Source organism: Candidatus Magnetominusculus dajiuhuensis, assembly GCF_046044395.1.
GTDB classification, from domain to species: domain Bacteria; phylum Nitrospirota; class Thermodesulfovibrionia; order Thermodesulfovibrionales; family Magnetobacteriaceae; genus Magnetominusculus; species Magnetominusculus dajiuhuensis.
In genome coordinates, this window is the sequence record NZ_JBJUSG010000116.1 from 1 (window position 1) to 11,516 (window position 11,516).

At 49.7% G+C, this 11,516-nt stretch carries 11 protein-coding genes; 3 read left to right on the top strand and 8 right to left on the bottom strand.

The annotated features are described in order from the left end of the window. The first annotated feature begins 57 nt into the window (after positions 1 to 57). From AB7D94_RS13745 to AB7D94_RS13755, 3 genes are all read left to right on the top strand, one after another. Positions 58 to 1,089, top strand: a complete 1,032-nt coding sequence (locus AB7D94_RS13745) for an efflux RND transporter permease subunit (protein WP_420266490.1) — start codon at positions 58 to 60, stop codon at positions 1,087 to 1,089. 305 nt (positions 1,090 to 1,394) lie between these two features. Then, complete coding sequence (locus AB7D94_RS13750) at positions 1,395 to 1,595, top strand: DUF1858 domain-containing protein (protein ID WP_420266491.1); 201 nt, start codon at positions 1,395 to 1,397, stop codon at positions 1,593 to 1,595. 35 nt (positions 1,596 to 1,630) lie between these two features. Beyond that, complete coding sequence (locus tag AB7D94_RS13755) at positions 1,631 to 1,759, top strand: hypothetical protein (protein ID WP_420266492.1); 129 nt, start codon at positions 1,631 to 1,633, stop codon at positions 1,757 to 1,759. A gap of 173 nt (positions 1,760 to 1,932) precedes the next feature. Here AB7D94_RS13755 and AB7D94_RS13760 read toward each other — a convergent pair whose 3' ends face one another. From AB7D94_RS13760 to AB7D94_RS13795, 8 genes are all read right to left on the bottom strand, one after another. After that, complete coding sequence (locus AB7D94_RS13760; protein ID WP_420266493.1) at positions 1,933 to 2,445, bottom strand: OmpH/Skp family outer membrane protein; 513 nt, start codon at positions 2,443 to 2,445, stop codon at positions 1,933 to 1,935. Beyond that, entirely contained in the window at positions 2,442 to 4,622 is a 2,181-nt protein-coding gene (locus tag AB7D94_RS13765; RefSeq protein ID WP_420266494.1) for a FecR domain-containing protein, read from the bottom strand. Before AB7D94_RS13765 ends, AB7D94_RS13760 begins: the two co-directional genes overlap by 4 nt. A 30-nt stretch (positions 4,623 to 4,652) precedes the next feature. Next, a complete protein-coding gene (locus AB7D94_RS13770) occupies positions 4,653 to 6,146 on the bottom strand; it encodes a surface lipoprotein assembly modifier (protein WP_420266495.1) in 1,494 nt (497 codons plus the stop codon). Between the two features lie 153 nt (positions 6,147 to 6,299). Further along, positions 6,300 to 7,136, bottom strand: a complete 837-nt coding sequence (locus AB7D94_RS13775; RefSeq protein WP_420266496.1) for a polysaccharide deacetylase family protein — start codon at positions 7,134 to 7,136, stop codon at positions 6,300 to 6,302. Positions 7,137 to 7,140: 4 nt separating this feature from the next. Further along, positions 7,141 to 8,301 carry a carboxylate--amine ligase gene (locus tag AB7D94_RS13780; RefSeq protein WP_420266497.1) on the bottom strand — a complete coding sequence of 387 codons (1,161 nt, stop codon included), beginning with the start codon at positions 8,299 to 8,301 and terminating at the stop codon, positions 7,141 to 7,143. A 7-nt stretch (positions 8,302 to 8,308) separates the two neighbouring features. After that, positions 8,309 to 9,658 carry a B12-binding domain-containing radical SAM protein gene (locus tag AB7D94_RS13785; RefSeq protein WP_420266498.1) on the bottom strand — a complete coding sequence of 450 codons (1,350 nt, stop codon included), beginning with the start codon at positions 9,656 to 9,658 and terminating at the stop codon, positions 8,309 to 8,311. Between the two features lie 19 nt (positions 9,659 to 9,677). Then, entirely contained in the window at positions 9,678 to 10,253 is a 576-nt protein-coding gene (locus AB7D94_RS13790) for a hypothetical protein (protein WP_420266499.1), read from the bottom strand. A 37-nt stretch (positions 10,254 to 10,290) separates the two neighbouring features. Continuing rightward, positions 10,291 to 11,391, bottom strand: a complete 1,101-nt coding sequence (locus AB7D94_RS13795; RefSeq protein ID WP_420266500.1) for a radical SAM/SPASM domain-containing protein — start codon at positions 11,389 to 11,391, stop codon at positions 10,291 to 10,293. Positions 11,392 to 11,516 lie beyond the last annotated feature (125 nt).

Sequence of the window (11,516 nt, forward strand, 5' to 3'; positions counted from 1 at the left end):
TTATGACATCTGCTACCCCCACTGTAAAGATGGGGTTTTCTTGACGCTTACGTTGATGTGGACTGGTTTGTCGAGGCGGACGAAGACAAGTACGTATTTGAAATAGATAAGACAAAGTCGGCCATCGCCGGGGTATCCCCTTCCGCAGTGGCCGCCACGCTACACGCATTCCTTGGGGGCACACCGGCAGGGCTTATTCACGACAGTAAATCCAAAGAACCAGTTGAGATATTCCTGCAGTCCCCTAGGGACAAGCGCTCAGGCATAAACGAACTCAAGGGGTTGACAGTTATCAGCGCCACTGGCAAATTAGTACCGCTTTCTGAGCTTGTCAATATAGTAAGTACCACAGAGGACAAGACCATTTTCCACAAAAACCTCAGACGCGTTGTGTATGTGGTGGGTGACGTGGCGGGAAAGGAGGAAAGCCCTGCCTATGCGATATTGAAAATGAAAGACGCGGTGAAAGCACTAAAGCTCCCCGAAGGCTATGAGCTTACGCAGCACTTCTCTGAAATGCCCTGGCTGCAGAAGCAATACTCGTTGAAGTGGGATGGGGAGTGGCAGATAACCTATGACGTGTTCGTGGATATGGGGATAGCCTTTGGCGCCGTGCTTGTCCTCATTTACGTACTCGTCGTAGGGTGGTTTAAGAACTTCACAACACCAATAATAATTATGGCGCCTATACCGTTGACGCTCGTGGGGATACTGCCCGGGCATTGGATAATGGGGGCGTTTTTTACGGCCACCAGCATGATTGGATTTATTGCCCTTGCCGGTATAATCGTACGTAACTCCATCTTGCTGGTGGACTTTATTCAGTACGACTGGAAGGAAAGTGGAAACCTTGCCGACGCTATAATAAAGGCGGGGGCGGTTCGCTTCATGCCCATATCCCTGACGGCGGCGGCGGTGCTTGTCGGTTCATTAGTAATGCTCTTTGACCCGATATTTCAGGGTCTTGCCATCTCTATGATGTTCGGGGCAGGCTCCGCCACATTGCTGACGCTCATAGCCGTGCCGCTTCTGTACTACGAATTCTACAGAAATAAGAAATGTCCTGTTGACGATTGTCACAAGGACTGATATACTAATAGCAATATGCTTTAGCAGAGGACGGTAAGAAATGAAATTGTTTTCGATAATTCTGTTAGTGTTTACGTTGCTGGCGGCGGGTTGCTCTACGATGCCTTCGTCTCCGGCTGAGGGGCCTCAGGACGGTTGACATAATCCTATCAAGACCGGAGTTTCCGGTTTGAGCCGTTGACAGCGAGGGAAGTCCCCGCCTTTATTTTAATAATCTGATATAAATCATACACATGGCACTATGTTTTATTCCATTATATAACTAATATATAACTAAAAGCGTAATTAAAAGCAGGAGGGACGATATGGGAAAAGTGACAAAGGATTCGGTAATAGGTACGGTGATAAAAGATTCTCCAGGTGCCAGGGCCGTCATAGAGAAACATTTTGGCGGGGGCTGCTTCACCTGTCCGGGCATCAATATGGAGACTATTGCCTTTGGCTCTATGATGCATAACCTTGACCCGCAGAAGGTGGTAGATGAGATTAACGCGATTGAGCACTAGTAGTTGAATACTAACAAACTTTCGGAGGAATTACAATGGAATTAAAATGCTTTGTTTGCGGCACTACTGACAAGGACAGGGTCTTCTTTGAGTGTTACCATGAGGGCGAGAAAAAAGTGACCTGTGTCCGCTGTCTGCCGAGTTTAATCCACGGCCAGCACTAGCTGACGCACCGGAGCCGCCAACGGGCGGCAGCCAAAATTCAACAGACAAAACGTGGCGAAATTTACGGGGTGAAGGGGGGGTTACCCCCCCTTCGTCGTTAATCCCTTTCTGGCACTGGCGTCGTTAATCCCTTTCTGGCACTGGCGTCGTTAATCCCTTTCTGGCGCTGGCGTCACTTCTTCTTATTATACAACTCAATGATTTTAGTAGTGATGTCTATGGCGTTTTTGTAGTAGGCTACGGTGCTCCTCTCGAAGATGATGGAGTAGTCCTCTTTTTTATTCAGCTCTTCCAGTAACGCACTTATGTCCTTGAAGACCTGTGCCTTCATCCACCTGTCCATCTTTGCAACTTCGGCCTCAAGGTCTTCCTTCTGGTGTTTGGCGACAAGGACTTTTTGCGCGAACTCCTCTTCTTTTGCCATCTGGTCCTCGGGCTTGAGTTTTCCTTTATCAATTTGCTCCCGGATCTGTTTTAGTTCCTCTTCTGTCTGGTCAAAGGGTTTTCGTTTCATCTCAAGGGTGCTTTGATAACGCTGCCGATATGTGTTGACAGAGGCGGCCTCGCTCATTATTCGCTGTATGTCAAAGACCCCGATCTTCAACGTCTCAGCCCGGAGCAACGCCGGAACAAGCACCATAATACATAACGCCAAGGCTACCTTCACGCCTGACTTATATCTCATCTGACGATGCCTATCCCATTACCGGCAATGGTTCCCGAACCAAAGGTCCCACCGGCAAAGCCGTTCATTGTGACCTGGCCGCTCCACGAACTACCTGCGAGGTTGCCGCCTGAGAGGTTGCCGCTTGTAAATGACGGACCTATTGTGCCGTTCCACAGACCGCCGCTCCACGTGTTGAAATTGAAGTACACGTTTATTCCGGTCTTAGTGAAGTCGGAAAGGTATATCTGGTTCGCTTGCGTCAGGAGGGTTGAGGCCGTAAGGTATGACCCCAAACTGTATGTCCCCGTTATGCTTCCTATTGCAAATATGGATGGCTTAGTCCCTGTGGATGGCGAGAAGAAAACGACGTTTTTCATGTTTAAATTAACATAGTCCGAACCACTTATCAGCGCACCGGAGAGATTCGTGCGCCCTATCTCAACAGACGGTATGTTCAGGTATGACAGTGAGGTAACGGGCGTGGTAGTTGAGCAGCCGGAGGCACCGGTCTCATTGCCGCAGGCAAGATAAAGATACTGCGATGCAGACATGTATTTGTAGATATCAGTCAGTTGCAACACCCCGCCATTGTAGTAGCCCATCGCGGTTCCCACGGATATAACCGGGACATTGCCCACTGTGGAGGCACCGTAGCTTGTTCCATACACGAGGCCGTTGCTGTTCCATGACGATATGTTGAAATATTTATTGTTGCCATAGTCAACCCTGCTCGCTCCACTGGTGGTATTGTTAAATCCGTAAAAATATGCGTCATAACCATAAATCCCGTGGCTTGGGTCTATCGGAACCGTTACAAGCTGCCCTGTGGCGCTCCACGCGCCGTTTGTGCCTGATGAGGGATAGAACAGCCCACCCGCCGTCGAATATGACACAACAAAGCCCTGCGTGTTGTCATAAGAATTTGTATACGTACCGGCTAAACTCCCAATGTTGCCACTGCTGGTAGAAACTCCTCCGGCATAGGCGTTCATGTTTATATAAGAATTTGTCGAAGAGGTGCCAATAGAAAACGACCAGAGAGGATAACCACCCGGCTGGCTGGATGTACCAGAGGCGGTGAAACTAAACGGCGTATATGCACCCGAATAAGTGCCGGATGTCATGCTTCCGGTTATTGAACCGCCGGTTGTAAAATTGTTAGCTGAACCGCTATATAGCGCATATTGCGAACCGGTGATTGTTCCTCCAAAATTATAGGTCTTTACCGGCGTAGGCGTAGGGGTTGGTGCCGGAGTCGGAGTCGGCGTAGGCGTAGGTGTAGGTGTTGGAGTTGGTGTAGGCGTTGGAGTTGGAGTTGGTGTTGGCGTTGTCATTGGCTCCGTTGTTGTGTACTGAGTAACCGGCGGTTGGTAGACATTCGTGTCCGGCGATATGACATTCGTTACCGTGTTTATGTTCTTAACAGTGTTGTCAACCTGTGTTGCTGTGCTAGTGGCAGTGCTGGTAGCTGGTGGTGTTGTGCTGGTGGTGGATGAACTCTGAGTGCCCGACTGGCTGGAGTCCTTTTTATCAGGGTCGGTTGACTTTTCGTTCTTTTGAGTTTCGGTAGTAGTTACAGGCCTTTGATGTCCTGGCGGGGCGTGTTGAGGTATCACTACCACATTGCCGGCGGTTACATCGGTTGTATTATCAGGGAAGCGCATATTATACACATAAAAGACGCCCTCTCTGATTGCGACAATCGTATCGCCTGATGTCGGCTCGAACATGACATCGCCATCAGAACCTCGAACGCCCGCTACGACATTAGGGGTCTGAACCTCGAAATGATTTGCCGATGGCGCGTTCGCTATGCGCTTGGCTATGTCCTTGTCCACTATCGCGCGCACATGTCCGCGGGGAAGGGCAACCTTGCCCTTGTTTTGTTCATTGTTTGAGATATATTCGCTGATGTCTATTCGCGTACTCTGAGCCAGGCGAAGCATGTTGCCGTCTTTGAAAGAGATTTCGGCCTTTGAGGCCGCCTTTGTCCTGACGGTGTCTTTTTCGAATATAGGGTCTTGCAGTTGAAGTGGTTTTGCGGGGAGATTGCCACCTCTTAAGACGTCACACTTGCCCTCTACAAACGTCACCTTGCCGACTTCGGTCTCGGCCCAGGCAGCTGGCCCTGCAGTCAGAAATATCACCAGTGCCAGTGCTATATATATTGATATACGTGCCCTTTGTCTGATCATAAAACGCCCCTCCTATGCTTTTTTAGTTGTCTAGAACTTGAATTCTACGCCGGTAGTGTACATGTTACGGTTATATTGATACAGATAAATATTCGAGTCTGCCGTCGTGTGTGAATATTGCATACTTACGTCCATAAATTTCGTTGCCTGCCATACTATGCTGGCCGTGGCGGTATAAGTGTCGTCCTTTCTTTTGTAGCCGAAGAACGTGTTTTCGTTGTAGTATCTCTGGAAAAAAGCCTCGAAGTTTAAAACGCCATACACGTCCTGAACAATAGGAATCGTGGCCCCGGCCGTCAGCTTGTTGCCCATGTTGGCCCAGTTCTGCCCTTGGGTCATGTCAGAGGAATACTCATATCTGAAGTTCAGCATCCCCTTGCCGTGTGACAATAGATATATATAGCCTAAGCCGGTCAGGTATCGGTTACCTGTCCTGTCCTCGTCCGGGTCGGATATGTCGCCAAGCATGTCTCTTCTTTCATAACCCACGAACGCCTGCGCGATATGGTCTTTCTCAAACATCCAGTTAACCGTCGGTTTTGCCGACAAAAGCCCCATATATTTGCTTCCATTTAATAGGGCATAGTTATAGGTTATGGGCAGATATATGGCACCGTCTTTGAAGCCATATCCTGGATTTGCCGTAAGGGACTGTATCAGAAGGTCGTGGCTGGCGTTATGGAAGTAATAGTTGCTTATCAGATTGTACTGCATGTTAAGGAACCACGTGTTGCCCAGGTTTGGCTGGTAGTCTATTCGAAGCGTATTTAATATGGCGCTGTCTCTCTCCCCTGATATCTCCACTCCGGGGATTCCACCCTCAGGCTTCAGCAAGACATTGTCGTCGTATCTGTATGATATACCAATGGCAAAGCGCCATTCCCTGTTTGCGGAGATATTTTCCTCGACCGCCTTTTGGTATTCCTTTGCGAATGAGGCCATATCCGACGAAGGGTCGGCCTCTATGACTGCCGCAAGGGCTGTCTTTGCCTCGGTAAATTTCCGCTGCCTGTTATATGCGGCGGCGAGCTGGTAATTTACTGTCTGAGTCAACGCGGGGTCAAGCTCCTTCGCCTTGTTAAAGGCCTCTATGGCACCGTCGTTGTCTCCATCCTTTAACAATACAAGCCCCTTCAGGAAGGCTACGCTGCCCGGCCTGGCCTTTGCGGCCTCGGCCTTTGCTATCCACTCTTTGGCCTCTTTCAGCTTGTCCTGGGTATAGTAAACCTCTATCAGTTCCGTATAGGCCTCTTCAACCGGCGGCACAACGGTTAGGGCCTCGATAAAATTCTCCTCAGCCCCCTTTGTATCTCCGGTTTTCTTAAGTGCAACACCCAAATAGTAGGAAATAGCGGATGAGCCCGGTTGGGCCTCCTTTGCCTTTTTAAAAAATACTATGGCCTCCTCGAAATTCTCTTCTTTTAGTTGGGTTACACCCTCATCAAGGCTGCTATCGGCCGCCATCAACATCCCCGCGTTAAACACGAACAACGCCATAATCACAATCAATACCGTTTTTCTCATCTGACCCCCTCTTTAATCCTCTTGACACGCATACTTAATATCACAACTGTTATAATATCCCCCATCGCGCACGTTTATCGGGACTCATATATTAAATACATTTCCCCCCAAAAAGTCAACATTATTTCCGTAAATTCAGAAAAAAATTTCCTGTCAGGAAAAATATGCCGTGACGACATCTTTCATAGGGGCAAATGGCAGGCGCTTTAATAATCCCTCTACCTTCCTGCCCGTAACGCCTATGTTGAAATAGTGCATGAACCTCCTGCTGAGCGGCAGATTGAGCTTTGGCTGGGCAGTATCAAACTCCCAGGGATGTGTATAGACTACCGCGGGGATGCCCCTGCGGTTCATACTCTGGATCTTTGACAGTACATAAAAATACGGCGCTATACGAAGAGGCAGTCCGCCCGAAAAGGGCACGTTTTCGTGGAATAATCTCGCGGTTGTCAGCGGGAATTCCACTATCTCACCGTATCTGGTCTGAAGTTTAACGGGCAGGCGGGGATAGTCGCGGCAGCCCATAAAAGACATTGGCACAAGGCTTGAGTCATACTCAATGCCGTGTCTTCTCAGCACATCAAACGCCCAAAAGTTCGCCCTGCGAATTGACCACTCAGGGGCACGAAACCCAAGCACAGGAGCCTTTGTAATCGTCGAGATTGCCTCTATTGAGCGTCCGATGTCAGCGTCGAACTCCATTTCTGACATCTCATATACACGCCGGTGGAAAAACCCATGTGTTGCCAGCTCATGTCCTTCGCCCGCTATTTCCTTTATCAGGGCTGGTTCGTTGGCAGCTATGTAGCCAAGTACGAAAAACGTGGCCTTTACGCCGTAGCGTCTCAAAAGAGAGAGTATCTTAGCGGTGCTGCCGGTTATGCGGCGTTCGTAGGATGCCCATGTCGCGGGGTCAGAACAGGCGTCCACGCCGCAGACATGGTACCAGTCCTCAAGGTCTACGGTAAAGGCGTTTATTGTTGGGCGCATGGCCTCATCTGCGCAGAAACAAGTTCTGCATCTCTTTATTGTACAGGAGTGTTAACGCCGAGGACAGCCGGCCTATTACCGGCATGGGGTCTCTAAGGGAAAAAAGGTCGTCCTTTATTGTCATGTCGAAAAACCCCGGGCTCATGCTAAATCTATTGGGATTCATTATGAAATGAAGCAAATCGCCGGGGATAATCCACCTGCACATCACGCCCGTCTTGTATTCGGTTACCGGGGCGATGTCGCCGTCCATGGCTAGTTTATACAATAAATAGGGGAAATCTACGCCTGCGTTGATTGCAAGCTGCAACGAGCCCCAAAACCTCGGATTTATCTCAAGCAGCTTAGGCGTACCGTCTCTTGGGTCAACCTTAAACTCTATATGGGCAACGCCAGTCCACTTGAAATACCTCAGCAGGGATTCAGCAATGTATCTTACGTCGTCTCTCTTTATGCTTGCCCTCAGTGTGCTTGGCCCGCCCCTGATAGGGTACTCCCTCAGCCGCTTATAGACAAACGACGCCCTCACCTCTGAGTCATTGTTAAGAAGGAGGCACACCCCAATGGCGTCGCCTCCGTCGGGGATTCGCTCCTGTACAATGGGAAATTCGTATTGCCTGTGCACCTTTTTGTATTGCTTTACGAAATCCTCCTTCCTGGTGACATACCTAATACCCCTTGCCCCTGAGCTCATCTGTGGCTTGATGACAACAGGGAAGGGCAGCTCCCCGGCAAGGGCGGGTAACTGGCCTAAATCGTCAATAATATATGTCTTTGGGATGTCAAAGCCCTTTTCACGGACATATTTCATCAGAAATGCCTTGTTATGAAGCCTCAGCGCCAGAGAAACATCGGCAAACGGGATGCGGCAATACTTAGAAAGCCGCTCCCTCTGCGACGTTACCAGTGTCTGTGTCAGAAACTCCATCGGCATCAGTACATCATATTCGTTCTTTTTTAGTTCGTCCTCAAGCCAATCAAGAAATTTTGCCGGTGTCTCCTGTGGCGATGGGTAGATTAACCGTTTGCTGCAATAGTTTGAAAACAGCGCCGTTGCAAAGCGCGTCCATTCGCCTGCGGCCACATAAAACCCCCTCCTGCCAAGCGACCTCACCGCGGCAAGCGTCTTGTTCCACAGCCCGTCAAGAATCAGCACGCGGGGCATATCGGCTTTATCCCTCCACTTTCTTTATATTTTCTGGCATGTTAAAATCCTGTCCGCGCCTTGTAGTCTTATTTATTGATTGCCGGAAGCCAAAGTTCATTGGATAAAAGAAATTCTTGTACGAACCATTGCCCCAGAGCCGCCTGACAATATTCGGATACGAATATGCCTCCTTAAGCACCTTATAGTAGCCGGATAAAAGCCTTTGCGGCGACAGTAGTTTGGGTTTAAAGACCACGTTATTCGTATTGTAGTATGACCAGTCCCTCTCTATAATCCTGCCCTCCGCCTCCATTTGCTCATAGAGCCTCGTGCCGGGGTACGGGGTCAGGATAGAGAAATAACAGACATCGAGTTTGGCCCTGATGGTGAAGTCAACCGTCCGGTCAAACACCCCCTCGTCGTCGTCGTCAAAACCTAAGACAAATGCCCCGTCTATACCAAGCCCATGCTCATGGAACCTTTTCACGATTTCGACATAGTCGTCCGGTTTGTTAAACCCCTTGCCCATTTTTGAGAGATTGGCCTTTGACAGCGATTCAAATCCCACAAGCAGGCCCATGCAGCCGCTGTCTTTGCAGAGTTTAAGTAGCTCGGTGTCTTTGGCGATGTTGCTTGAGGCCTGGCCCAGCCACTTCAAATTGTAAGGCTTTATGCGCGTAAGCATCTCTTTGGCGTGGGCGCGGTTGCCTATTATGTTGTCGTCAACAAAGAATACCGTGTTTTTTAAGATAAACCGCTGCTCAAAGGGTTTTAATGACTGAATCTCACGCTCTACCTCGTCAACCGGCCTGTTTCTGAACCGCCCGCCGAAGGAGCTTGTCACAGAGCAGAACTCGCAGTTAAACGGGCAGCCGCGCGTGGTCTCAACAAAATGTACGGGCAGGTATCTCTTGCCCTTGTAGAGGTCCCAGTTCACAATTTCCAGCTTGTCCAGGGCGGGGTAACCGTTTTCGTGCCGGTATATCTTTTTCAGAGAGCCGCGCGCGAAATCAGTAAGGAGCTGCGGCCATAGGCCCTCGGCCTCCCCAATGACAACGGCGTCAACATGATTGAGCGCCTCCTGAGGCAGTTTAGAGGCGTGCATACCCCCCATGACCACGGTCTTGCCTTTTGAGCGGAGTGCGTCGGCTATCTCATAGCCCCTCTTTACCGCCGGTGTCATCGCCGTAATCCCGACAAGGTCAGCGTCTATGTCATCAGGCAGACGCTCCGCCTTCTCATCAATAATCCTGACTTCCCACTCAGGGGGTGTGGCGGCGGCTACCTTTAACAGTCCCAGGCTCGGCAGGCGAAAGAAGAAATCCCCGCCTAACAGGCTCTTAGAGGCAAGCGGCGATATCAGCGTTAGTTTCACTTGTCAATCCCCCCGTGCGTTATCGCCAGATTCCCTCGGTGCGTATTACCTTGCCGGTTGTCGGGTCAAATTCCACGCCGATGTTTTTACCCATTCGGCGTCTGGCATATATCCAGTTATTAGATCCCATTATCTGTTCATAGGTCGTTGTCTCTGTGTCGCCGCTGAGGAGCTTCACGGGTGGGCCCATTGCGACGTACACCTGTTCTTTTGTCATGTCTAACCTCGCAACCGCCTCCCTGATGCCCTCCTGTACGTCTTTAGGATACTTATCAATGTTCAGCGGCTTTTGAGTGACGAATTTCTCAAGATATTTTTCTCCGGCACTGCCAATGTCAAGCGTGTATTGCTCTCCGGCGGGGTCTGTGAGTGTTGCCTTCGCGCCGCTTTTTGACACCTTCAGCTTCGTTCCGGCGGGTATAAACGTAGGGGATGCCTGCCAGTTCAACCATGTTACCTTGTTACCCTTTAAGACCTTCAGATTACACCGCGCGTAATAGTCGGCGTCCGCGGCAAGCCCTCGCCCACACAACAGTAAAACCAATGCCGCGAAAGTGAAGGCCACCGAGGCGTTTACAACAGCCGTTCTTTTCATAAATTTTCCTCCGTTTTACGATTTTGCACCAGTCAATTTAATGAAGCCGCCCCGCCATCTTAAAGTATAATATAGAGCCGACTTGTTTTACAATTGAATTAAGAAAAGATTTATCCCCCAAACACCTGCGGCAGTATGGATTTATTACGGAGAAGCGCTTAAATGCCCTCACCGTTTCCTGAACCGGCCTGCTGTTCAGGTAATCCATGATGGCCATGTCGTTGAAATTGGCCGTTGTTGTTGCCCCGTCATAGTCGGCACAGCAAAACACGTAGTCGCCGTTATAAAGTATGCCGAAATTATCCACAATGCCAGGACAATAGCCAATACGCGCGCCCACTACCTTTTCACCATCCGGTTTTCTCCAGTCACCGGCGATACGGGTGGTAAAAAAAAGATTTTTGGCCAGATGTATTGAGTTCTTTTTATAGGCTCGCGCCCTTTTTATTTCTTTATTGATGTCCCGCAGGCGTCCCTCATTCGGGGAATCCTCAAGCACGGCCTCCGCCCAGTGTGAAAGATAGCGGGCAAGGGCGGCAGATGTGTCGGCAATGCTGACACTGCTGGCAACAGGGATTATCAGCCTCCTCAGGGGCGAAGACAGAAAGCTCACCGTGAGGCGCGCCTCTGGATGTGTCATAGTAAGGCCATCTGTAAGGAAGGTCCTGGCAAGAAGCGTAACGTTTGCCGCGTAACTGGAGAAAGTAAGCCCCTTAGCCCCCCGCAGGTTAAAGGAGTTCTCGTCGGGTGTTTGAAGGGATATGATGATTTCCTTAACCCCGGCGGCGTAAAGGTCGCGCATTAAATGAACATCCATCCTGTTTCCATTTGTGGTAACGCACACGTCAAGCCCTAAATTTGAGGCATAGGCCACCGCGTCGGTGAGGCGGGGGTAAAGGGTAGGCTCCCCCATTACGTGAAACAAGCAAAGCGAGGCAATCCCCGGAGCGGCGTCTAAAATGGATTTAAGCATTTCAAAAGACATAGCGCCCCGCCTTCTTTTCATAATTGAATCCGGACAAAACTCGCACGAGAAATCACAGACATTTGTCAGCTCTATGTGAAGCCTGTTAATGGGAAGCCTTATTTCTCCGGCAGTTTTATGCACAACCGTATTATAACAAATTGACTGCGCCATTTTTGACAGGGCAAACGCATTTGAAAAATAAAACAGAAATTGGCTATACAGTTGGCTTTGGTAGACGGTTCTCTGGATTCCAGCTTTACCGTGAAAATCCTATGGAGCTAGGGCACACACCTCCC